At 71.9% G+C, this 21,277-nt stretch carries 20 protein-coding genes and 1 tRNA gene; 7 read left to right on the top strand and 14 right to left on the bottom strand.

Annotated elements, in window-relative coordinates; genetic code table 11:
- A partial coding sequence (locus tag GA0115233_RS00005; RefSeq protein WP_093717901.1) for an ATP-binding protein occupies positions 1-1,430 on the bottom strand: 1,430 nt, incomplete at its 3' end.
- 94 nt (positions 1,431-1,524) lie between these two features.
- Here GA0115233_RS00005 and GA0115233_RS00010 point away from each other — a divergent pair.
- Positions 1,525-2,610, top strand: coding sequence for a beta-glucuronidase AbsR1 (locus GA0115233_RS00010; RefSeq protein WP_093717902.1), 1,086 nt, complete (start codon positions 1,525-1,527; stop codon positions 2,608-2,610).
- Between the two features lie 199 nt (positions 2,611-2,809).
- Positions 2,810-4,996, top strand: coding sequence for an RICIN domain-containing protein (locus tag GA0115233_RS00015; RefSeq protein WP_093717903.1), 2,187 nt, complete (start codon positions 2,810-2,812; stop codon positions 4,994-4,996).
- A gap of 56 nt (positions 4,997-5,052) precedes the next feature.
- On the opposite strand, the gene GA0115233_RS00020 is transcribed toward GA0115233_RS00015, so the two are convergent.
- The 8 genes from GA0115233_RS00020 to GA0115233_RS00055 all read right to left on the bottom strand — a co-directional run bounded on the left by GA0115233_RS00020 (position 5,053) and on the right by GA0115233_RS00055 (position 12,123).
- A tRNA-Pro gene (locus GA0115233_RS00020) sits at positions 5,053-5,126 on the bottom strand.
- 124 nt (positions 5,127-5,250) lie between these two features.
- Positions 5,251-6,576 (bottom strand): MFS transporter, encoded by a 1,326-nt coding sequence (locus tag GA0115233_RS00025; protein WP_093717904.1) that lies wholly within the window; start codon positions 6,574-6,576, stop codon positions 5,251-5,253.
- A gap of 128 nt (positions 6,577-6,704) precedes the next feature.
- On the bottom strand, positions 6,705-7,655 hold the full coding sequence (locus tag GA0115233_RS00030) for a catechol 2,3-dioxygenase (protein ID WP_093717905.1): 951 nt from the start codon (positions 7,653-7,655) through the stop codon (positions 6,705-6,707).
- Positions 7,655-8,710 carry a 4-oxalomesaconate tautomerase gene (locus GA0115233_RS00035; protein WP_255310007.1) on the bottom strand — a complete coding sequence of 352 codons (1,056 nt, stop codon included), beginning with the start codon at positions 8,708-8,710 and terminating at the stop codon, positions 7,655-7,657. The genes GA0115233_RS00030 and GA0115233_RS00035 overlap by 1 nt, the downstream gene beginning before the upstream one ends.
- 23 nt (positions 8,711-8,733) lie before the next feature.
- Complete coding sequence (locus GA0115233_RS00040; RefSeq protein WP_093717907.1) at positions 8,734-9,438, bottom strand: 4-carboxy-4-hydroxy-2-oxoadipate aldolase/oxaloacetate decarboxylase; 705 nt, start codon at positions 9,436-9,438, stop codon at positions 8,734-8,736.
- A complete protein-coding gene (locus GA0115233_RS00045) occupies positions 9,435-10,187 on the bottom strand; it encodes a PIG-L deacetylase family protein (protein ID WP_093717908.1) in 753 nt (250 codons plus the stop codon). The genes GA0115233_RS00040 and GA0115233_RS00045 overlap by 4 nt, the downstream gene beginning before the upstream one ends.
- Positions 10,188-10,233: 46 nt before the next feature.
- On the bottom strand, positions 10,234-10,884 hold the full coding sequence (locus tag GA0115233_RS00050; protein WP_093717909.1) for a GntR family transcriptional regulator: 651 nt from the start codon (positions 10,882-10,884) through the stop codon (positions 10,234-10,236).
- A 159-nt stretch (positions 10,885-11,043) separates the two neighbouring features.
- Positions 11,044-12,123: a maleylacetate reductase gene (locus GA0115233_RS00055; RefSeq protein ID WP_093717910.1), complete on the bottom strand. Its 1,080-nt coding sequence runs from the start codon at positions 12,121-12,123 to the stop codon at positions 11,044-11,046.
- Positions 12,124-12,266: 143 nt separating this feature from the next.
- Here GA0115233_RS00055 and GA0115233_RS00060 point away from each other — a divergent pair, with 143 nt between their 5' ends.
- Positions 12,267-12,611: a cupin domain-containing protein gene (locus GA0115233_RS00060; protein WP_093718103.1), complete on the top strand. Its 345-nt coding sequence runs from the start codon at positions 12,267-12,269 to the stop codon at positions 12,609-12,611.
- On the opposite strand, the gene GA0115233_RS00065 is transcribed toward GA0115233_RS00060, so the two are convergent.
- Positions 12,601-13,605, bottom strand: coding sequence for a LacI family DNA-binding transcriptional regulator (locus tag GA0115233_RS00065; RefSeq protein ID WP_093717911.1), 1,005 nt, complete (start codon positions 13,603-13,605; stop codon positions 12,601-12,603). The genes GA0115233_RS00060 and GA0115233_RS00065 overlap by 11 nt on opposite strands.
- Before the next feature lie 110 nt (positions 13,606-13,715).
- Here GA0115233_RS00065 and GA0115233_RS00070 point away from each other — a divergent pair, with 110 nt between their 5' ends.
- On the top strand, positions 13,716-14,876 hold the full coding sequence (locus tag GA0115233_RS00070) for a Gfo/Idh/MocA family protein (protein ID WP_093717912.1): 1,161 nt from the start codon (positions 13,716-13,718) through the stop codon (positions 14,874-14,876).
- A gap of 50 nt (positions 14,877-14,926) precedes the next feature.
- Here the strand turns inward: GA0115233_RS00070 and GA0115233_RS00075 are convergent, their stop codons facing one another.
- Positions 14,927-15,496, bottom strand: a complete 570-nt coding sequence (locus GA0115233_RS00075; RefSeq protein ID WP_093718104.1) for a TMEM175 family protein — start codon at positions 15,494-15,496, stop codon at positions 14,927-14,929.
- 113 nt (positions 15,497-15,609) lie between these two features.
- Positions 15,610-16,656: a LacI family DNA-binding transcriptional regulator gene (locus GA0115233_RS00080; protein ID WP_093717913.1), complete on the bottom strand. Its 1,047-nt coding sequence runs from the start codon at positions 16,654-16,656 to the stop codon at positions 15,610-15,612.
- Between the two features lie 107 nt (positions 16,657-16,763).
- Between GA0115233_RS00080 and GA0115233_RS00085 the strand changes: the two genes are divergently transcribed.
- The 3 genes from GA0115233_RS00085 to GA0115233_RS00095 are packed head-to-tail and all read left to right on the top strand — an operon-like array spanning position 16,764 to position 19,710.
- Positions 16,764-17,885, top strand: a complete 1,122-nt coding sequence (locus tag GA0115233_RS00085) for a phytanoyl-CoA dioxygenase family protein (protein WP_093717914.1) — start codon at positions 16,764-16,766, stop codon at positions 17,883-17,885.
- A 15-nt stretch (positions 17,886-17,900) separates the two neighbouring features.
- A complete protein-coding gene (locus tag GA0115233_RS00090; protein WP_093717915.1) occupies positions 17,901-18,677 on the top strand; it encodes an SDR family oxidoreductase in 777 nt (258 codons plus the stop codon).
- Positions 18,678-18,705: 28 nt separating this feature from the next.
- On the top strand, positions 18,706-19,710 hold the full coding sequence (locus GA0115233_RS00095; protein WP_093717916.1) for a Gfo/Idh/MocA family protein: 1,005 nt from the start codon (positions 18,706-18,708) through the stop codon (positions 19,708-19,710).
- A 46-nt stretch (positions 19,711-19,756) separates the two neighbouring features.
- Here GA0115233_RS00095 and GA0115233_RS00100 read toward each other — a convergent pair whose 3' ends face one another.
- Together GA0115233_RS00100 and GA0115233_RS00105 are read right to left on the bottom strand one after the other, a co-directional pair.
- Complete coding sequence (locus GA0115233_RS00100; protein ID WP_093717917.1) at positions 19,757-20,167, bottom strand: VOC family protein; 411 nt, start codon at positions 20,165-20,167, stop codon at positions 19,757-19,759.
- 87 nt (positions 20,168-20,254) lie between these two features.
- Entirely contained in the window at positions 20,255-21,268 is a 1,014-nt protein-coding gene (locus GA0115233_RS00105; RefSeq protein ID WP_093717918.1) for a Gfo/Idh/MocA family protein, read from the bottom strand.
- Between the last annotated feature and the right edge of the window lie 9 nt (positions 21,269-21,277).

Consider the following 21,277-nt stretch of genomic DNA (forward strand, 5'->3'; position numbering starts at 1 on the left):
TGCGCCTCGGCCGCGTACAGCAGCAGCCCGCGTTCGCGCAGCGCCTCGGCGGCGCGGTCGAGCGCGGGCCCGTCGCCGCGGGCGAGGGCGTCGGCGTGCTGGGCGAAGACCCCGTGGAGCCGTCCCAGGGCACGCTCCGGCACGCCGAGGCGTACCGCGTCGTACGGCTCCACCTCGTCCGGCGCCGCGTCCAGGTCGCCGCGTGTCACGGCCGGCCAGTCGCCGTCGCCCGCGTCCGCCACCGCCAGGGCCAGTTCACGACGGCAGTCCTCGTCCCGGGGCGCGTCGCGCAGCCCTTCCCTGGCCCAGGCCTCGGCCTCCCGCAGCCGTCCCCCGAAACGGGCGAACCTCGCGCGTACGGCCGCGTACTCGGCCGGTACCGGCGCGCCCTCGTCCACCAGCCACTCCCCCACGGGCGCCGACACGGCCCGTACGTCGGCCAGTTGGACGCTGCGGCGCAGGACGGCCGTCTCGGCGGCGAGGGCCCGCCCGCACTCCTCGGGCGTACGGGCCAGGCGGCGGGCCCGCAGGCGTCCCGCCGCCGCCCGCAGTGCCGGGCCGTGCAGCGGGTGGACGAGGCGTACGGCGCCCGCGTCGTCGATGCGGATGAGTCCGTCGGCCTCCAGGCGTTCCAGGGCCCACAGGTCGAACTCGTCCATGTGCGGGGCCAGGGGTTCGCAGAAGGCGAGGCGTTCGAGGGTCTCGCGCTCCTCCGGGTGGACCCGGTCCAGTACGTGTGCGGTGCGCTCACGCACGGTCGGCGTCAGCGGCAGCGGTCCCCGCCAGGCCCAGGTGTCCGAGTCCGGCACCCGGGTGAGCAGTCCGCGCTTGCGCACCGCGCCCACCAGGTCGCGCAGCAGCCGCAGGTCGCCCCGGCACAGGCGGTGCAGCCGGTTCACGGTGAGCGGCTCCAGGCCACCGTCCACGATCAGGTGCTCCGTCTCCTCCGGCGGCAGCGGGTCCAGGGCGAGGCGGGGCAGCAGTTCCCCCGTCCACAGCCGGGAGATCGCGCCGGGCGCGGGCGCGCCGTCGGTCGCCACGACCAGCAGCCGGGTGCGTCCCTGCACGGCGAGCTGGTGGACCAGGGCGGCGGAGGCGTCGTCCAGGAGGTGGGCGTCGTCGACGATCAGTTGCCGTACCGACGACAGCAGTTGGACCGCGCGGTGCAGGGTGACGTCCTCGGGCAGCAGGTGCGCGAAGGCGGCGAAGGGGAGGGCGCGGGCCTCGGGTGTCCCGGCCACCAGCGCGCGGTCGCTGCCGCGGGTGGCCTCGGCGGCGAGCCGGGTCTTGCCGCTGCCCGCGGCTCCGGTCACCACGATGCCGTGCCTGCCGGCGGCCAGCGACCGGCGGATCAGCTCGACTTCGCTGTCCCGTCCGGTGAACGGCCAGGGCAGCTCCAGGGTCTTCGCATCCCGTTCGAATGTCGTCACACCCCATAGAGCCGGGTTACTCAGTTCTGATACAGGGTGACTTGAGTAGCCCTCGACTCAGGCGGACGGCGGCCCGCGGCGGCAACCTTGCCGCATGACCGCTCGCTACTGCTCCCTCGCGCAGCAGTCGGCCCCGCCTCTGGCACCGGGGCTGACCGCCGAGCGGCAGCGCGCGCTCATCGGCGGACGCCGTATGTGGGTCAACAACACGGTCCTGCACTACTACTTCTTCGACGGCGACAACGACGCGTCCGTGATTCCCGTACCGGGAACCGGGGGGTCCCGACGGGTGTCGTGGGTCGGCTCGAAGGAGCAGCGGGACGTGGTGCGCGAGTGCTTCCAGGAGTGGCGGGACCTGGGTATCGGGGTGTCGTTCACGGAGGTCTCCGACCGCTCGGAAGCCGAGTTGCGGATCGGGTTCCAGCTGGGTGATGGTTCGTGGTCGACCGTGGGCAAGGACGCGCTCCAGGTCGGTCTGAACGAACGCACCATGAACTTCGGCTGGGACCTGACCGTGCCCGGGGAGCGGGCCACCGCCCTGCACGAGATCGGGCACGCGCTCGGCATGCTGCACGAACACCAGAGCCCGTTCGCCGGCATCCACTGGGACGACGAGGCGGTCCTCGCGGACCTCGCCGGGCCGCCGAACTTCTGGAGCCGGGAGACGACGCACTTCAACATCCTGCGCAAGCTGGACCCGGACGAGGTCAACGGCTCCGTGTGGGATCCGCAGTCGATCATGGAGTACCCGTTCGCGGCGGGGCTGATCCTGGAGCCGGAGCAGTACCGGGCGGGCCTGAACCCGCCGGGCACGCTGTCCGCCGCGGACAAGGAGTTCGTCCTGCGCTGGTACCCGCCGACCGGCCCCGAGCGGCCGCCCGCACTGGTGCCGTTCCGTTCGGTGCCGATCGCGCTCGGCCCGGGCGAGCAGGCCGACTTCACCGTCGAGCCGCCGGAGACCCGCGAGTACACGCTGGGCACCTTCGGTGACTGCGACACGGTCGTGGTGGTCTTCGAGGAGCGGGACGGCGAACCCCGCTTCCTCACCGGCCGGGACGACGGGGGCACGTCCGGCAATGCCACGATCAGGGCCCGGCTCGTCAGGGGCCGCCGCTACTTCGTCCGTGTGCGGTTGTACTCCGCCTGGGGGTCGGGGGAAACCGCAGTGATGTGCTGGTAACGGCACGGGGACAGCCGTACACGGACGGACGGACCACCACAGTCCGGCGCCGGGGGAGCTGCCGAACTCGCCGCCTTCGGGGGAGGGCGACGAGTTCGGCAGCGTCGTTTTTTGTTGCCGCCGTTACCGTCAACGCCCTTAATTCAACACTTACTTCATCTCTTGACGTAAGTGGTCCGTACCTTTATGTTTCGCGAGCATGACAAGAACCCACCCCCCAGCCGCCGCTTCCCTGGCGGTACTCTCCCTGGCTGCCGGCCTGCTGGCGGCCGTGCCCACGACGGCTAACGCCGCACCCGAGGCACTGCCCACCGGCTTCGCCACCGTCATGAACGCCGCCAGCGGACGCTGCCTGGACGCCCGCGCGGCCGCCACCGCGAACGGCACCGTCGTGCAGCAGTACTCCTGCAACGGGACCACCGCCCAGCGCTGGAGCTTCACCGCCACCGGCGACGGCTACGTCCGGATCAACAACGCCAACAACACCGGCCAGGTCGTCGACGTCGCCGAGGTCTCCACCGCCGACAACGCCCCGGTCCACCTGTGGGCCTACGGCGGCGGCGCCAACCAGCAGTGGCGGGCGGAGGAATTGGGCGGCGGCGCGTACCGCTTCGTCAACCGGCACAGCGGCAAGTGCCTGGACGACCCGGGCGCCTCGACCGCCGACAGCGTGCAGTTCGTGCAGTACACCTGCAACGGCAGCGCCGCCCAGCGCTTCCAGGTGGTGCCGGTGTCCCCTTCGACGGCCAACCCCGATCTCGGCCCGAACGTCGTGGTGTTCGACCCCTCGACGCCGACCTCGACGGTCCAGTCACGACTGAACACGATCTTCCAGCAGCAGGAGGAGAACCAGTTCGGCTCCCAGCGATACGCCGTGCTGTTCAAGCCGGGCTCCTACAACGCGGACGTCAACGTCGGCTTCTACACCCAGGTCGCCGGGCTCGGTCTCACCCCGGACGCGGTCACCGTCAACGGCGCGGTGCACGCCGAGGCCGACTGGTTCCCGCCGCAGAACGCCACCCAGAACTTCTGGCGCGGCGCCGAGAACCTGTCGGTCAACCCGTCCGGCGGCAACGACCGCTGGGCGGTGTCGCAGGCCGCGCCGTACCGCCGGATGCATCTGCGCGGCAACCTCGCCCTGGACGACGGCGGCTGGGCCAGCGGCGGTCTGTTCGCCGACACCAAGGTCGACGGCCAGGTCAACTCCGGCACCCAGCAGCAGTGGCTGACCCGCAACTCCCAGCTCGGCAGCTGGACCGGCTCGAACTGGAACATGGTCTTCGTCGGCAGCCAGGGCGTCCCGGGCACGAGCTTCCCCAACCCGCCGTACACGACGGTCGGTCAGGCCCCGGTCACCCGCGAGAAGCCTTTCCTCTACGTCGACGGCGACGGCGCCTACAAGGTGTTCGTGCCGTCGGTGCGCACCAACTCCACGGGTACGAGCTGGGCGGGCGGCACCCCCGCCGGCAGCTCGCTCTCCCTGGACAGCTTCCACATCGTGAAGCCCGGCGCGACCGCGGCGGACATCAACGCGGCCCTGGCAGCGGGCAGGAACCTCCTGGTCACCCCCGGCGTGTACCACCTCGACCGCACACTCCAGGTGAACCGCGCGAACACCGTGATCCTCGGCCTGGGCCTCGCCACGTTCGTCCCCGACAACGGCGTGACCGCCATGAAGGTGGCCGACGTCGACGGTGTGAAGGTCGCGGGCGTCCTCTTCGACGCGGGGACCACCAACTCCCCCACCCTGATGGAGGTCGGCCCGCCCGGCGCATCCGCCTCCCACGCCGCCAACCCGACATCCCTGCACGACGTGTACTTCCGCGTCGGCGGCGCCCACGTCGGCAGGGCGACCACCAGCCTGGTCGTCAACAGCGACCACGTCATCGGCGACCACACCTGGATCTGGCGCGGCGACCACGGCAACGGCATCGGCTGGAACTCCAACACCGGCGACACCGGACTGATCGTCAACGGTGACAACGTCACCATGTACGGCCTGTTCGTCGAGCACTACCAGAAGTACCAGACGATCTGGAACGGCAACGGCGGCCGCACGTACTTCTACCAGAACGAGATGCCCTACGACCCGCCCAACCAGGCCGCCTGGATGAACGGCTCCACCCAGGGCTACGCCGCCTACAAGGTCGCCGACGGGGTCACCAGCCACCAGGCGTACGGCCTCGGCAGCTACTGCTACTTCAACGTCAACCCGAGCGTCACCGCCGAACGCGCCATCGAGGCCCCCAACCGCCCCGGCGTCACCTTCACCAGCATGGTGACCGTCTCCCTGGGCGGCACCGGCACCATCCGCCACGTCATCAACGACCGCGGCGGCCCGTCCAACTCCACGACCAACGTGGCCAACCTGCGCAGCTACCCGTAAACCGGACACGCGAAAGGTCCCCGCGGGCTGCTGCCCGCGGGGACCTCGTCGCACCGTCGGGACGACAGGATTTGAACCTGCGACCCCTTGACCCCCAGTCAAGTGCGCTACCAAGCTGCGCCACGTCCCGGTGCCTGCGCTCGCGGTAATCCGCGACAACGCGCAGGTAAACCTTACCGTATGCGACCGGATGCTCAGGTCTGCGCGACTCTGACGGCGGACGCCGGCCGGTGGGGCCGGCGTCCGGGGCGCGGTCAGTGCGCGGTGGCCAGTTCCTGGGTGGGGGTGTCGGCCGGGGTCCGGCGGGCGCCGCGCAGGGCGGCGGCGCCGATGAGGACCGTGGAGGAGAGTCCCGCCAGGGCGAAGGCGGTGAAGCCCCAGTCGCCGTGGTCCGCGGCGAGCAGCTGGCCGCCGAGCCAGGGGCCGAAGACGGCGCCGAAGCGGCCCATGCCGGAGGTCCAGCCGACGGCGGTGGCGCGGTTGTCGGGGCGGGAGCGGATCGAGACGGTGGCGTAGATCATCGTCTGGGCGCTGTTGAGGAACACGCCGGTGAGGAAGACGACCGTCATGGTGACGGCGAGCGGCATGTGGACGCTGAGCAGGAACACCCCGGCCGCGGTGAGCGCGAACCAGATCGCCGAGATGCGCGGGGCGCCGAAGCGGTCGGCGGCGCGTCCGGCCAGCAGCATGCCCGTGATGCCGCCGAGGTTGAAGACGACCACGAAGGTGAGAGCGGAGCCCAGTTCGTACCCCTCGGCACGCATCAGGGTGGGCAGCCAGGTGGCGACGCCGTAGACCAGGAGGAGTCCGCCGAAGGAGGCGAGCCAGTACAGCAGGGTCTGGATCCACTCGCCGCCGCGGAAGAGCGAGACCAGGTTCGCCCAGCGGTCGGCGGCGGTCGCCTTCTCGGGCTTGGCGGCGGGGAGTTCCACGTCGTAGCGGGTGGCCAGGGCGCGGGCCTCCTCGGCGCGGCCCTTGGCGAGGAGGAAGCTCAGGGACTCGGGGAGGAACTTCGCGAGCACCGGGGCGAAGAGCAGGGGGGCGACGCAGACCCAGAAGGCGGCGCGCCAGCCGGCCGGTTCGATCAGCCACTTGGCGACGTAGGCGGAGAGTATGCCGCCCGCGTGGTGGGCGGTCATCAGCATGCCGATGACGAGGGCGGCCCGGCCGCGCGGGGCGTAGTCGGAGACCATGCTGATCGCGGTGGGGAGCAGGCCGCCGAGCCCGATGCCGGCGAGGGTGCGGCCGAGGCCGAAGACGGCGACGGAGTCGGCGATCGCGCAGAGGCCGGAGGCCAGCGAGAACAGGGTCACGCAGGCCACCATCAGCTTCTTGCGGCCGATCCGGTCCGCCACGGTGCCCGCGGTGAGCGCGCCGACGAGCATGCCGAAGGTGGCGTAGGAGCCGAGGTCGCCGGCCTGGTCGGGGGTCAGGCCGAAGGTGCCGGTCTCCAGCAGGTGCGGCAGGACCGAGCCGTAGATGAACATGTCGAGCCCGTCGAAGAGCACGGCGAGCCAGCACAGTCCGATGACCAGGACGGCGAGTCTGCCGCCGCGGGCGGTGGGAGCGAGGGGGGACATCGTTGTTCTTCCTCTCGTGCGGGGTGCGCACCAGACGCTAAGGAGCCGTACGGAAAGAGTCAACGTTTTTGTCAACAATCTCATCGACAATCCTCCGCACAGCTCCTCGCGCGCTTCGGCCAGGTCGCCTACGCCACGGGCGGGGTGCCGTGGGTGTGGAACGACTCGATGGTCTTCAGACCCCAGGCCTGCCCCTTCTTGCGCTCCTCCTCGGTCCAGGTGATCAGCGGCCAGTCCGGCGCCAGGACGAGCCGGGTGAGCGGATTGCACAGCTCGATCCGGTTGCCGCCCGGCTCGTAGACGTAGAGGAAGAACGTCTGCTGGATGGCGTGCTTGTGCGGCCCTGTCTCGATGAACACGCCGGTGTCGATGGCGAGATCGGCGGCGCGCAGGATCTCCTCGCGGGTGTCGGTGGCGAAGGCGAGGTGGTGCAGCCGCCCGCTGGAGCCGGTCCAGTCCGAGGTGTAGACCACGTCGTAGGACTTGTTCGTGTACGTCAGCCAGCGGGCGGCGATCCGCCCGCTGTCCAGTCGGATCTGTTCCGTCGGCCGGGCGCCGAGCACGTGCTGCTGGAACTCGGCGTTGGCGAGCACATCGGCGGCGAGGAAGTTGACGTGGTCGAGGCGGCGGACGCCGACGCCCCGGTTGGGTTTGGCCTGCGGCTGGTTCTTCAGCGCGGGGCGCAACTCCTCGGGCGCGTCGTAGTGTTCGCTCTCCCAGTACAGGGCGTGCTCGTGGCCGTCCGGGTCGGTGGTGACGTAGAGCCTGCCGAGACCCGGTTCGTCCTCGACCCACTCTCCGGTGCCGCCCGCCTCCTCGACCGCCTTCACCCGCCGCAGCAGGGCCTCCTCACTGGAGGTGCGCAGGGCAAGGCGGCCGAGGCCGGGCTGGGCGCGGGCGGTGAGGACCAGGCTGTGGTGCTCGTAGTCGTCGTAGGTGCGCAAGTAGACGGAGTCGCCCTGCTGGTGATGGACCGTCAGGCCCAGGTATTCGGTGAAGAAGGCGACGCTGGCGTCCAGGTCGGGGGTGAACAACTGGGCGTGACCGATGTGGGCGATGTCGCCGAGCGGCGGAGTCATCATTGACCTCCTTGAGGGTGTGCGGCGGCCCGGGGAAAGACGGTGCCGTCGAAGAGCTTGCGGGCGGTGCGGACCACGGCGGTGCGGCGCGCCGCGGGGAGACCGTCGGCACCGGTGCCGAGACTGCTCTCGATGTCCAGGAAGCCCGTGGGGTGTTCGATTCGGATCCGGTCGTCGGCGGGGTCGAGCCGGGCCAGGTCCGTGCCGACTCCGGCGTCGAGGCGCAGGCCCGCGGCCACGCTCGCCGCGCCCAGCACCCCGATCGAGGTGTGGCAGCGCTCGGGGATGAAGGTGCGGGTGGTGATCGCGCCACCGTACCGGGGTGGGGCGAGGAGGGTCAGTTTCGGCACGGTCGTCGCGGAGACGTCGCCCAGGCCCATCAGCCGGCCCACGCCCAGCCTGATCCGGCGCAGCCGGTCCGTGAGTGCGGAGTTCGCCTCCAGTTCCGCGGGCGACTCGTACCCGGTGACCTTCAGCGCCTCCGCCTCCATCAGCACCGTCGGCATGCCGTTGTCCACGCAGGTGACCGGTATGCCGTCGATCTCGTCCCGGACGCGTCCGGTGGGCAGCAGGGGCGAGGAGCCCGGCGGGAACTCGATCAGCACGGGCGCGGCCGTGCCGGGCACTCCGGAGATCTCGGTGTCCCCGGTGTACTGGACCCGCCCGCCCGGGGTCGGGAAGGTCGCCGTCGCCAGGTCGCCGCTGTTGAGCATGCGGATGCGTACGGCGGTCCGCTCCTCCCCCGCCTGGACCAGCCCGCGCTCGACGGCGAACGGGCCGATCCCGGCGAGGACGTTCCCGCAGTTCTGACGGTCGCTCACCTCGGGTCGGTCGACGACGACTTGGAGGAAGAGGTAGTCGACGTCGGCATGCGGGTCGGCCGACGGCGCCACCACGGCCACCTTGCTGGTGAGCGGGTGGGCACCGCCGAGGCCGTCGATCTGGCGCTCGTCCGGGCTGCCCATGATCCGCAGCAACAGCTCGTCGCGGGCCGCCGGTTCGGCGGGCAGGTCGGAGGCGAGGAAGTAGGCGCCCTTGGAAGTGCCGCCGCGCATCAGCAGACAGGGCACCGCCTCGGTCACGACCGCTCCCCCTCGTACTCCTCGTACGTCCGGTACTCGACGCCGAGCCGCTTGAGGGTGTCGCGCAACCCGTAGCGGTCCAGGCCGAGTTCGCCGTCGAGGAAGGCGGCGCGGGTGGCGGCCTCCTTGGCCTCGCGGGCCTCGGCCTTCGTCACCGTCTCGCGGGCGCGCTCGCGGGGGACGACCACCACGCCGTCGTCGTCGGCGAGGATCACATCACCGGGGTGGATCACCTGGCCGTCGATGGCGATCGGCACATTGACCGAGCCGCCGGTCGCCTTGACCGTGCCCTGCGCGGACACCGCCCGGGACCAGGCGGGGAAGCCCATCCCCCGCAGTTCCTGGGTGTCCCGGACGCCGGTGTTCAGGACGACGCCGCGGACGCCCCGTCGCTGCAGCGCAGTCGCGAACAGTTCGCCGAACAGGCCGTCCGTGCACGGGGAGGTGGTGGTGACGACCAGGATGTCGCCCGCGCCGCACTGCTCCACGGCGGCGTGGATCATGAGGTTGTCGCCGGGCCAGCTCAGCACGGTGACGGCGGTCCCGGCGACCCGCACGCCCTGCTGGACGGGGCGGATGTCCGGGCCCAGCAGGCCCGTTCGCCCCATCGCCTCGCTGACGGTGGCCACGCCGAAGCGGGCCAGCGCGTCGACGTCGGCGAGGTCCGCCTTCGGGGGGCCGGTGACGATCACGCCGCTCATGCCAGCTCCTTCGCGATCTGCGGGAAGGGCCGCATGAACGCCTCGGCCATCGTCCTGTGCGGAAGCCCCAGGTTGGGTCCGGCGTTGCGCTTGAGCTGGACGCCCCGGCGGACGGCCAGGTCGGTGTAGTAGTCCCACAGGTGCTGCTGGGCGGCGAGGCACTCCATCGCCTTGCGCTTGGTCTCCCACACCTCGGTGATGTCGAGCAGCACCTCCGGGCGGAAGCCGCTCATCTCGGGCTGGTGGGGCTCGAAGTAGAAGACGGGCGGGGCGCCGATGATGTCGCCCTCGCCCGGGTAGCCGATGGCCTGGGCGAGGATGCGGGCCTGAAGAGCCATCCGGTTGGCGGCCGGGTGGTCGCCGTTGTAGGGGTCCTCGACGGGGTGGGTGAGCACCACGTCCGGCTGGGTCTCGCGGTAGACGTGGACGAGCCGGTCGGTCAGTTCGGCGGTGGGCACGAGCGGGTAGTCACCGGCGTCGAAGAAGCGGACCTCGGCGCCGAGGGTGGCGGCGGCGCGCTCGGCCTCGTCGCGCCGTATGGCCTTGATCTCCGCCAGCCGCTTCCCCTCGCGCCACGCCTTGGCGGACTCGCCGCGCTCACCGAAGGTCAGACAGGCGATGGTGACCCGCTCGCCCCGGGACGCGGCCAGGGCGATGGCACCACCGGCCCGCCACACGAAGTCCCCGGCGTGCGCGGTGACGACGAGCGTCGAACGTGGTCGGGTGGCGGGCGCGTTGGCCTGAGTCATGTCTGCGAACTCCTTGATGACAGGTGGACGCCCGCCTCGCACGAGTTCAGTCGCGCAACGCCTCGATGACGCTGCTGAGGTGGGCGCGGACGGCCTTCTCGGCCGCCTCGGGGTCCCTGGCCCTGATCGCCTCGATCATCGCCAGATGCTCTTTCAGGGACTGCTGCGGACGCCCCGGCCTGAGCGCCAACTGGAAACGGTGGCGCACCAGTTGGGCGTTGAGCCGTTCCAGCAGCTCCAGTGCGGTGCGCTGGCCGGAGAACTCCCGGATCCGGGCGTGCAGTTCATGGTTGAGGTCGGAGTAGGTGACCGGCTCGCCGTCGGCCACGGCCTTGGTCATCGCCGTGCCCAGCTCGGTGAGTTCGGCCAGTTGCGCGTCGCTGGCGGCGACGGCTGCCTTCGCCGCGCACAGTCCTTCCAGGACCATGCGGCACTCGGTGATGGCGACCGCCTCCTCGACCGTGACCACCCGCACCCGCGAGCCGCGGTTGCGGATCCGCTCGACGAGGCCCTGGGCCTCCAGATCGATGAGCGCCCCTCGGATGCTCGCCCGGGTCACACCGAACTGCTCGGCGAGTTCGTTCTCCACCAGCCGCTGCGCCGGTGCCATCTCGCCGTGCAGGATCGCCTGCCGCAACTGCGCGAGCGCGTGCTGCTTGGCCTGCTCCCCGGTGCTCGGACGGGCTTTGTTCGGCATCGCTGCCCTCCCTGAGTGAGTGCCTGTCGAACCTAAATCTAGCCCGACAGAATTGTCAACAATTTTGTCGGGCGTGCGGGTGTGTGCGGATTCGGATGCGGTTGCGGATGCGGATGCGCACAGGCTCGGCAGCGACGACTCCCCCGTCGGGCGCGTGGGCTACGCCGTCGGCGCGACGCCCTCGTACGCCGCGCGCAGGATGCCGAGCACCCCGTCCACCGTCACGGTGCGCGGATTCTCGAACGCCTCACCAGTGACCTGGGCCGCCGCCCACGCCAAGTCCGTTTCCTTCAGCCCGAGTTCGGCCAGCGAGTGCGGGGCGCCGAGTCCCCGGGGCAGCTCCCACAGGGCGCGCGGGGCGTCGTCGGTGCGCAGGGCGCGGGCGACGGCGGCGGCGGCCTCGGGGGCGGCCGGTGCGTTGTGGGCGAGGACGTGGGGCAGTACCAGCGTGTGCGTCTCGGCGTGCGGCAGGCCGAAGGAGCCGCCGAGGACATGGCAGAGCTTGTGGTGCAGGCCCATCGTGGCGGCGCCCAGAGCGGTCCCGCACAGCCAGGCCCCGTACAGCGCGCGGCTCCTGGCCGCCAGTGACTCGGGGTCGGCGGCCACCGCGGGCAGCGCCTCGGCCATCACCCGGAGGCCTTCCTCGGCGGTCAGCCCGGTCAGCGGCGAGGCGTCCCGGGCGTACAGGGCCTCGACCGCGTGCGCGAGGGCGTTGACGCCGCTGGTCACGGAGAGCGGCACGGGCAGCGAGAGGGTCAACCGGGGGTCGTAGACGACGCTCCTCGGCCGGACGGACGGGTCGCGGCCGGTGCGCTTCACGCCGTGTTCCGTCAGCCCCCAGATCGGGGTCATCTCGGAGCCGGAGTAGGTGGTCGGCACGGCGATCAGAGGCAGGCCGGTGCGGAGCGCGACAGCCTTGCCGAGTCCGATCGAGGAGCCGCCGCCGACCGCGAGGCACGCGTCCGCGCCGGCCGCGCGCGCCGCCTCCACGGCCCGGTCGGCCACCTCCGTCGGCACATGCATCCGGGCCTCGGCGTGCACCCCGGCGCAGAGCGGCCCGAGCGCCTCCGCGACGGGCCGTACGGCCTCGGCGCCGCGCGCCCCGCACAGCACCAGCAGCCGCCGCAGCCCCAGCCGCCCGGCCTCCTCCGCGGGCGCCGTCAGGGCGGCGCCGGGGCGCAGCACGGTCCGCACGGGCGGGGAGTCGTGGGTGAAGGAGAGGGTGTCGTCGTCCGTCATGGCCACTCCTCCAACTGGTCGCGTCCACCCGCCCCGAACGGCGGGTCCCCGACGAAGTGTCCCCCCACCTGGTCCGATCCCGCACACTCTGTCGACGCCCGGGACCGGCCCACGCTGGTTAGGGTCACGTCATGAGCGATGCCCTGCCTCCCAGTTTCGCGGTCCACGTCCCCGACGCCGAACTCGAACCCGATCCGCTCGACCCGGCCCAGATCGTCTCCGGCACCCCCGAGGTGACCGGCAAGGTGATCTGGGAGTCTCCCGACGGGCGGCAGATCCGGGGCATCTGGCAGATCACGCCGGGCGTGGTCACCGACACGGAGGCGGACGAACTGTTCGTGGTGCTGAGCGGTTCGGCCACGATCGAGGTCGAGGGCGGCGACACGCTGAAGGTGGGTCCCGGCGACATGGCGGTACTGCGCGCCGGTGACCGCACGACGTGGACGGTGCACGAGACGCTGCGCAAGGTGTACGCGATCAACCTGTGACGGGCGGTCCCGTACTGCCCCGTACCTCCAGTACCGGCGCCGCCAGGTGCACGCGCCCCGGCGCCTCCCGGTGCTCGAAGCGGTCCAGCAGACACCGTGCCGCCCGCCGCCCCACGTCGTGCCCGCTGCCGTCCACCGTGGTCAGCCACACGTGCCGGAGCCGGGAGATGCTCGTGTTGTCGTAGCCGACGACGGACAGGTCGCGAGGTGCCGCCAGCCCGAGTTCCTCGGCCGCCGACAGCGCGCCGACCCCGGTGATGTCGTTGACGGCGAAGACGGCCGTCGGCCGGGAGGGGCCGGCGAGCAGCCGGACCATCGTGCGGTAGCCGCCCTCCTCGGTCATGTCGCTGGGTTCCACCCGGGCGGAGTCGGCGAGCCCGTGTGCCCGCATGGTCTCCTCGAAGCTGCGGCGGCGCAGTTCGCCGACCGCGCCGTAGCCCGCGATGTGCGCGATGCGTCGGTGGCCGAGGCCGATCAGGTGCTCGGTGGCCAGCCGCGCGCCCTGTTCGTCGTCGCCCGCCACGACGTCGACGTGCGGCGGCACCGCCTCGCGGGCGCCCGCGACCACGACCGGCATCCGGGCGGCGACCGGGCCGAGGGCGGCCGGGTCGGGCAGGGTGCCGACCACGACCAGGCCGTCGACGCGCAGGTCGAGGAAGGGGTCGGCCGGGTCCTGGCCGGTGCGGCGGTTCAGGCGGGCGTCGGCGAGCAGCATGTGCAGGCCGTTGTCGTGGAGCAGGGAGTTCAGTCCGTCGAGCAGGTCCACGAACCACGGGTTGCGCAGGTCGTTCAGGAGGACGCCGACGGTGCGGGTGCGGCGTTCGCTGAGGCTGCGGGCGGCGGTGTTGGGGCGGTAGCCGAGTTCGCGTACGGCGCGCAGCACGGCCTCACGCTTCTCCGGCCGTACCTGGTCGGAGCCGCGCAGCACCAGGGAGACCAGGGACTTGGAGACACCGGCCCGTTCGGCCACGTCGCGGATGGTCGGCGCTCTCATGACATGGACCGTTCCATGGACGCGCCACGCTTGTCAAAGGGTTGACACCAGGACGTAGAGGCACTCAGGGTGGTTCCGCAAGTTCTGGACCGGTCCAAAGAGGGGCTGTCATGGTGGATGCGCTCGGAGTCGCCGTCGTCGGGTTCGGCTGGATGGGGCGGGTGCACACCCAGGCGTACGCCCGTGTCCGCCACCACTATCCGCGGCTCGCGGTGCGCCCGGAGCTGGTGACCGTCGCCGAGGAGGTGCCGGGCCGGGCCGAGGAGGCCGCCCGGCAGTTCGGGTTCGCCTCGGCCACCCGCGACTGGCGCGAGGTGGCCGCCGACCCGCGGGTGAAGGCGGTCAGCATCACCGCGCCGAACTTCCTGCACCGGGAGATCGGCGTCGCCATGGCTCAGGCCGGCAAGCACATCTGGATCGAGAAGCCGGTGGGCCTGACCGCCGAGGACGCCCGCGCGGTCGCCGACGCGGTGGCCGAGGCGGGCGTGCAGGGCGCCGTCGGCTTCAACTACCGCAACGCGCCCGCCGTGGAGGCGGCCCGCGAGCTGATCGCCTCGGGTGACATCGGCACCGTCACCCACGTCCGCTTCCGGCTGTTCAGCGACTACGCCGCCCACCCCGAGGGTGCGCTGACCTGGCGGTACGAGCGGGAGCGCGGCGGCAGCGGGGTGCTCGGCGACCTGGCCTCGCACGGCGCGGACCTGGCCCGGTTCCTGCTCGGCGACATCACCTCCGTGGCCGCCGACACGGCCGTCTTCGTGCCCGAACGGGCCCGGCCCGCGGGCGCCACGGCCGGTCACACCCGCGCCGCCGGCGGTGAACTCGGGCCGGTGGAGAACGAGGACTACGTCAACTGCCTGCTCCGCTTCGCCTCGGGCGCGCGCGGTGTGCTGGAGGCGTGCCGGGTCTCGGTGGGCGAGCAGAACAACTACGGCTTCGAGGTGCACGGCACCAAGGGAGCGGTGTTCTGGGACTTCCGCCGGATGAACGAGCTCGGGGTGAGCCGCGGGACGTCGTACCAGGACCAGCCGGTGAGCACGGTGTACGTCGGTCCGGGCGACGGTGAGTTCGGCGCGTTCCAGCCGGGCGCGGCCAACGCCATGGGTTACGACGACCTGAAGGTCGTCGAGGCCTACCGTTTCCTGCGCTCCGTCGCCGAGGGCGTCCCGTACGGTGCCACGCTCGCGGACGCGGTGCACAGCGCGGCGGTGCTGGACGCGATGACCCGCTCGGCGGCGGAGGGCGGCTGGGCCGAGGTGACCGGCGCGTGAGGTCAGGCGGCCCGCCCCGGCCGCTCGTCCGCGCCGCACCCTGCACGCCGTCAGGCCGCCGTCGACCGCCGCCCAAGCCACACCTTGACCGGGATCAGCACCAGCCACCACCACATGGCCGCGGGCCCGACGGCCAGGGCCAGCGGAATCGTCACGACGAACACCGCCACCGTGCTGCCCATCTCCAGCGCGGAGACCGTGACATCGCGCAGCGGCTTCTCGTCCCCGCTCAGCCAGGGGCGCCGGGCGATCACGAGCAGCAGGGCGAGGTGGACGGCGCCCAGCGCGGCGACCACCGCCGAGTAGATGACGACGGAGATGCTCTCGTGGCCGTACTCCGCGACGAGGACGGTCGGGAAGGGGACGAGCGCCGCGAGGCCGAGCCCGAGCAGGGTCAGGGTGATCACCTGGGCGTCGACCTGCCGGACGCCGTGGAAGAGCATGCGGTTCTCGCGCCAGAACCCGGCCAGCACGATCAGGCTGATCGCGTAGGCGCCCAGGTTCGGCAGGACTTCGCGCAGGGCGTCGTGGTACTCCTCGTCGTTCAGCCCCGGTCCGATGGACAGGTCCAGGACGAGCAGGGTGAGGGCGATGGCGAAGACGCCGTCGGCCAGCGCCACCAGCCGCTCCGGCCCGCCCTCCGTGGCGTGTTCGGTCGTGGGTGTGACGCCGCGTTTGCTCATGCGGACGACGTTAGGCAGCGATCCCCCGTCACCGCGGTCGTGACACGGCGTCACACGGGCGGCGTCCGGGGCGGCGGGGTGTGCGGCATGTTGTACGGCGTCACCACCTGGATCGCGGACGGCAGCGTGGGCCCCGCGGGCGGCAGGGCGTCATGGTGCCGCATCACGATGCGGCAGGCCTCGCGCAGGTCCTGGCGCAGGTCGTGGTGGAGCACCGCGGACAGCCGGTGGTCGTGCAGCAGGCGGGTGTTGTCGTGGTCGAGGTCGTGGGCGATGTACACGGCGCAGTCCCGGCCGGCGTCCTCGAAGGCGCGCAGGGTGGCGATGTTGCCGCCGCCGATGGAGTAGACGGCGCGGATCTCCGGGTCCCGGTCGAGCGCGGCGCGGACCAGGTCGTACTGGGTGGCGTCCAGGCCCTGTCCCTCGGCGATCTCAACCAGCGCGCGATGCGGGTGGCGGGCGCGCATGGCGCTGCGGAAGCCCATCTCGCGCTCCTCCTCGTTGCGGAAGAACCCGCTGGACAGGCTGGTGAGCACATTGCCGGGCCGGTCGCCGAGCCACTGCCCCATGAGGTACGCGGCGGTCGCCCCGGCGGCCCGGTTGTCGATGCCGACGTAGGCCAGGCGCGGGGTGGCGGGCAGGTCGGTCACCAGGGTGACCACCGGGATCCCGGCCGCCGTGAGCCTGCCGACGGCGGCCGTGATCCCGGGAACGTCCGGGGCCTTGAGGATCACGCCCTGGGTGCCGCGCCGGGCGATCCGGTCCAGGGTGCGGGTCAGTTCCTCGACCGGCCCGGTCTCCCGGAAGTGGAAGCGGGAACGCACCACCGCCGGGTGCAGGGAGGGCAGTTCGGCCTCCAGTGCGGAGCGTACGGCGGTGGAGAACCGTTCGGGGGCCTGCATCACTATGTCGATCATGAAGGTGCGGCCCACCAGACGGACCTGGGTGCGCTGCCGGTCCAGGTCGGCGATGGCCTGTCTGACCTCCCGCGCGGTGCTCTCCCGCACCCCTCCCCTGCCGTTGAGCACGCGGTCCACGGTGGCCTCGCTCAGGCCCGCCTGACGTGCAATCTCGCGGATGGGGAACGGGTGGCCCACAGCGGCACTCCTTGAGGGGTTTTTGATGGCTGCCTGCTGGTTGTTCGACGTCTTTGTCCTGACAAGAATGACAGCACTGCCTTGTCCCTGTCACCGAGAGGACGACGATGTCCTTCACTCCCTGGCTGTCCGCCGACGACTGCGACCTGGACGACTTCCGCCGGCTCGTGGAGCGGACCTGCGACCCGGCCGACTTCCCGCATGCCGCCTCCGTCGAGCAGGGCGTACCGGTCTACGAGGGAACCGCGGGCGGCGAGAAGCTGCGGGACGAGCTGGTGCGGGTGCTCACCGACGGACCCGGCGTCGTGGTGTTCCGGGGCGCCTTCCCGGAGGCCGCCGTGGACCGGCTCACCGGGGTGTTCGAGGCGCTGATCGCCGAGCAGCGCGCCTCCGGTGCGACGGCCGGCGACCACTTCGCGCGGCCCGGCGCCAACGACCGGATCTGGAACGCCCTGGAGAAGGCGGCCCTGCACGACCCGGAGGCCTTCGCCGACTACTACGCCAACGACGTCCTCGCGCTCGTCTCGCACGCCTGGCTCGGCCCCGGCTACCAGGTCACCTCGCAGGTCAACGTGGTCAACCCGGGTGGCGCCGCGCAGACCGCGCACCGCGACTACCACCTCGGCTTCCTCTCCGACGAGGCCGCTGCCGCCTACCCCGCGCATGTGCACCGCCTCTCCCCCGTGCTCACCCTCCAGGGCGCCGTCGCCCACGGCGACATGCCGGTGGAGTCCGGGCCGACGATGTACCTGCCGTACTCGCAGACGTACGAGCCGGGGTATCTGGCCTGGCGGCGCCCCGACTTCCAGGAGTACTTCGCCGCGCACCACATCCAGCTGCCGCTGGCCAAGGGCGACGCCGTCTTCTTCAACCCGGCGCTGTTCCACGCCGCGGGCACCAACCGCTCCACCGGCATCCGGCGTATGGCCAACCTGCTCCAGGTGTCCTCCGCGTTCGGGCGGGCCATGGAGACCGTGGACCGGGAGGCGGTCGTGAACGCCGTCTACCCCGTGCTGCTGGAACGCGGGGACGCGCCCGGCGTCGGCCATGTGATCGCCGCGAGCGCCGAGGGCTATCCCTTCCCCACCAACCTCGACAGCGACCCGCCCGTCGACGGACTCGCCCCGCCCTCCCAGGCGGACCTCGTACGCCGCGCCCTGCGCGAGTCATGGACCCCCGAGGCCCTCCGCGCGGAGCTGAGGGCCCACGCCGCGCGCCGCGCGAGCTGAAAGGAACCGCAGATCATGGGACTTCTCGACGACAAGGTCGTCCTCGTCAACGGCGGCACCCAGGGTGTCGGTGCCGCCGTCGCACGCGCCGCCGTGCGCGAGGGGGCGACCGTGGCCGTCACCGGACGGCGTACCGGGCCCGGCGAGACGCTGGTCGCGGAGCTGACCTCGGCCGGGGGCAAGGCCCTGTTCGTCCGCGCCGACCTCGCCGACGCCGAGCAGGCCAAGGACTCCGTACGGCAGGTCGTGGCGGCGTACGGGCGTATCGACTGCCTGGTGAACGCGGCGGGGCTGACCAGCCGCGGCACCCTGCTGGACACCACGCCCGAGCTGTTCGACCAGCACATCGCGATCAACCTCAAGGCGCCCTTCTTCGCCATGCAGGCCGCGGTCGCGGACATGGTGGCCCGTGAGGCGCCCGGCACGATCGTCAACGTCATCACCTCGTCGGCGCACGGCGGGCAGCCCTTCCTGGCCCCGTACGTGGCCGCGAAGGCGGGGCTCGCCGGGCTCACCCGCAACGCCGCCCACGCCCACCGCTACGACCGGATCCGGATCAACGGCCTGAACATCGGCTGGACCGAGACCGAGGGCGAGGACGCCACCCAGCGCGCCTTCCACGGCGCCGGGGACGACTGGCGCGAGCGCGCCGCCGCCCGGCTGCCGATGGGCAAGCTCGGCCAGCCGGACGAGATCGCCGACTTCGTCGTCCTCCTGCTGTCCGACCGGTCCGGCGTGGTCACCGGTTCGGTGATCGACTGGGACCAGAACGTCCTCGGTGCCCTCGACTGACCCTCACCGCAATAGGAGCTGCACCCTCATGCGTATCGGAATCCTCGGCCTCGGCCGCATCGGCGCCTTCCACGCCGAGACCCTCTCCGGACTCGACGCCGTCGACTCCCTCGTGCTCACCGACCCGTTCGCGGACGCGGCGAAGTCCGCCGCCGAGCGGTTCGGCGGCGAGGTCGTCGACTCGCCCGAGGCCCTGCTGGCCGCCGGGGTGGACGGCATCGTCGTCGCCGCGGCGACCGACGCCCACCCCGCGCTGATCCTCGCCGGGGTCGAGGCCGGCATCCCCGTCTTCTGCGAGAAGCCCGTCGCCCGGACCATGTCCGAGGGCGTCCAGGTCCTCAAGGCCGTCCAGGACAAGGACGTGCCGATCCAGATCGGCTACAACCGCCGCTTCGACGCCGGGTTCGTCGCCGCCCGTGCGGCCGTGCGGGCGGGTGAGCTGGGCAAGCTGCACACCGTCCGCTCGACCACCCTGGACCCGGCGCCGCCGCCCGCCGGGTACATCGCCTCCTCGGGCGGCATCTTCCGGGACTGCTCGGTGCACGACTTCGACATCATCCGCTGGGTGACCGGCCGCGAGGTGACCGAGGTGTACGCCGTCGGCGGCAACCGGGGCGCGGAGTACATCAAGGACGCGGGCGACGCCGACACCACCGGCGCGATCCTCACCCTCGACGACGGCACCCTCGCGGTGGTCTCCAACTCCCGCCACAACGCCCGGGGCTACGACGTGCGGATGGAGCTGCACGGCTTCACCGACTCCGTCGCCGTGGGCCTGGAGGACAAGCTGCCGCTGCGCTCGGTGGAGCCCGGGGTGACCTTCCCGGCGGGCACCCCGCACGACTTCTTCATGGACCGCTTCACCGCCGCCTACCGCGCCGAACTGACCGCGTTCACCGAGGTCGTGGCGGGCACCCGGCCCTCGCCCTGCACGGTCGAGGACGCCCTGGAGGCGGGCTGGATCGCGGAGGCGTGCACCCTGTCGATGCACGAGCACCGTCCGGTGCGCATCGAGGAGGTCCGGCAGGCGTGAACGTGCAGGCGCGCGGCCGGGGTCAGGTCCCGGCCGCGCGCCGCCGTCAGCCCGAGCGTTCACTGATGTTGACCATCCAGGGAACGCCGAACCGGTCCGTGCACATGCCGAAGACATCGCCCCACATCTGCTTCTCCAGCGGCACCGACACCTGGCCGCCCTCGGAGAGCTTCTCCCAGTAGCCGCGCAGTTCGGACTCGTCGTCGCCGCTGAGGCTGACGGAGTACCGGTGCTCGCCGGGCTGTTCGCCCTCCGGGTTGTCGGCGCCCATCAGGGTGAAGCCGCTGGGGGTCTCCAGCATGCCGTGCATGATCTTGTCGGCCATGGGGCTGTCCTGCTGGCCGAAGTCGCCGTAGGAGTTCAGGTTCAGCTCGCCGCCGAAGACCTGCTGGTAGAACTCCATGGCCTGGCGGGCCTCGCCGGTGAAGGTGAGGTAGGGGTTGAGTCGCGAAGCCATCAAAGCCTCCCGAGTGGGGGAACGGTCATTGCTGTGCACGCTAACGCGGGGCACTGACAACGGCCTGTCGAGTGCCCCGCGCACGGCTCAGCGGTAGAAGTCCGGCCGCTCGGCGAGTTCCACCTCCACCCGCCCGCCCTCGTGCAGCGACCGCACCCCGGCGTCGCAGACCGCGGCGGCCGCGTATCCGTCCCACATGCTCGGCCCGGTCACCTCGCCGCGCCGGGTGGCGTCGACCCAGGCCTGGACCTCCCGGTCGTAGGCGGTGGCGAAGCGCTCCGTCCAGTCCTGGGCGATGCTGCCGCCCCAGCGTCCGGCCATGGCGGTGACCAGGGCGTGGCCGTCGCCGATGCGGGCGGTGCCGCGTTCGCAGACCGTCTCGGCCTGTACCTGGTAGCCGAAGCCGCAGTTGACGAAGATCTCCACGTCCGCGAGGGCTCCCGAGGCGGTCTCCATGACCACGAACTGCGGGTCCGCGAGGCCCTCGGGGGCGTTCGCGGACGGGGTGGGCCGCAGCACGGTGACGGCGGTGATCTCGTCGCCGGTGAGCCAGCGGGTGGCGTCGACCTCGTGGGCGACGGAGTCGCTGATCAGCATCTCGGAGGTGAAGAAGGAGGCGCTCGCGACATTGCGGTGCCGCTGGTGCAGCATCAGCGGCCGGCCCAGCTGCCCGGTCTCCAGCAGCGCCTTCAGACTCGTGTACTCGGGGTCGTAGCGGCGCATGAAGCCGACCTGGACGCGGCGCCTGCCGTGGGCCTGTTCGGCCTCGACAAGGCGCAGCGCGGAGGCGGCGTCGGGGGTGAGGGGCTTCTCGCACAGCACCGGCAGGTCGCGGGCGAGGGCGGCGGTGATCGCCTCCTCGTGGGCGGGGCCCGGGGAGGCGACGAGGACGGCGTCGACCCCGGCCGACGCCATCGCCGCGACGGGGTCGGTGTGCGCGGCGCAGCCGTCGACGCGGGCGGCCACGGCCTTGGCCCGCGCCTCGTCGACGTCGGCCACGGCCGTGACCCGTGCCCCGCTGATCACCTCCTGGATCCGGCGCACGTGGTCAGTGCCCATGCGTCCGGTGCCGATGACGGCGATGCCCAGGGGTGTGGTCATGATGTCCTC

The organism is Streptomyces sp. DI166 (assembly GCF_900091315.1).
GTDB classification, from domain to species: Bacteria; Actinomycetota; Actinomycetes; order Streptomycetales; family Streptomycetaceae; genus Streptomyces; species Streptomyces fuscus.

Bases quoted from the DNA above. Each gene is read 5' to 3' on its own strand.
- GA0115233_RS00035 (WP_255310007.1), bottom strand. From the start codon at position 8,710: ATGCGCGGCGGCACTTCCAAGGGCGCCTACTTCCTCGCCTCCGACCTG.
- GA0115233_RS00030 (WP_093717905.1), bottom strand. From the start codon at position 7,655: ATGACTCCGCCGCTCGGCGACATCGCCCACATCGGTCACGCCCAGTTG.
- GA0115233_RS00105 (WP_093717918.1), bottom strand. From the start codon at position 21,268: ATGACCACACCCCTGGGCATCGCCGTCATCGGCACCGGACGCATGGGC.
- GA0115233_RS00090 (WP_093717915.1), top strand. From the start codon at position 17,901: ATGGGACTTCTCGACGACAAGGTCGTCCTCGTCAACGGCGGCACCCAG.
- GA0115233_RS00085 (WP_093717914.1), top strand. From the start codon at position 16,764: ATGTCCTTCACTCCCTGGCTGTCCGCCGACGACTGCGACCTGGACGAC.
- GA0115233_RS00050 (WP_093717909.1), bottom strand. From the start codon at position 10,884: ATGCCGAACAAAGCCCGTCCGAGCACCGGGGAGCAGGCCAAGCAGCAC.
- GA0115233_RS00010 (WP_093717902.1), top strand. From the start codon at position 1,525: ATGACCGCTCGCTACTGCTCCCTCGCGCAGCAGTCGGCCCCGCCTCTG.
- GA0115233_RS00070 (WP_093717912.1), top strand. From the start codon at position 13,716: ATGGTGGATGCGCTCGGAGTCGCCGTCGTCGGGTTCGGCTGGATGGGG.
- GA0115233_RS00045 (WP_093717908.1), bottom strand. From the start codon at position 10,187: ATGACTCAGGCCAACGCGCCCGCCACCCGACCACGTTCGACGCTCGTC.
- GA0115233_RS00015 (WP_093717903.1), top strand. From the start codon at position 2,810: ATGACAAGAACCCACCCCCCAGCCGCCGCTTCCCTGGCGGTACTCTCC.
- GA0115233_RS00055 (WP_093717910.1), bottom strand. From the start codon at position 12,123: ATGACGGACGACGACACCCTCTCCTTCACCCACGACTCCCCGCCCGTG.
- GA0115233_RS00040 (WP_093717907.1), bottom strand. From the start codon at position 9,438: ATGAGCGGCGTGATCGTCACCGGCCCCCCGAAGGCGGACCTCGCCGAC.
- GA0115233_RS00025 (WP_093717904.1), bottom strand. From the start codon at position 6,576: ATGTCCCCCCTCGCTCCCACCGCCCGCGGCGGCAGACTCGCCGTCCTG.
- GA0115233_RS00100 (WP_093717917.1), bottom strand. From the start codon at position 20,167: ATGGCTTCGCGACTCAACCCCTACCTCACCTTCACCGGCGAGGCCCGC.
- GA0115233_RS00095 (WP_093717916.1), top strand. From the start codon at position 18,706: ATGCGTATCGGAATCCTCGGCCTCGGCCGCATCGGCGCCTTCCACGCC.
- GA0115233_RS00065 (WP_093717911.1), bottom strand. From the start codon at position 13,605: ATGAGAGCGCCGACCATCCGCGACGTGGCCGAACGGGCCGGTGTCTCC.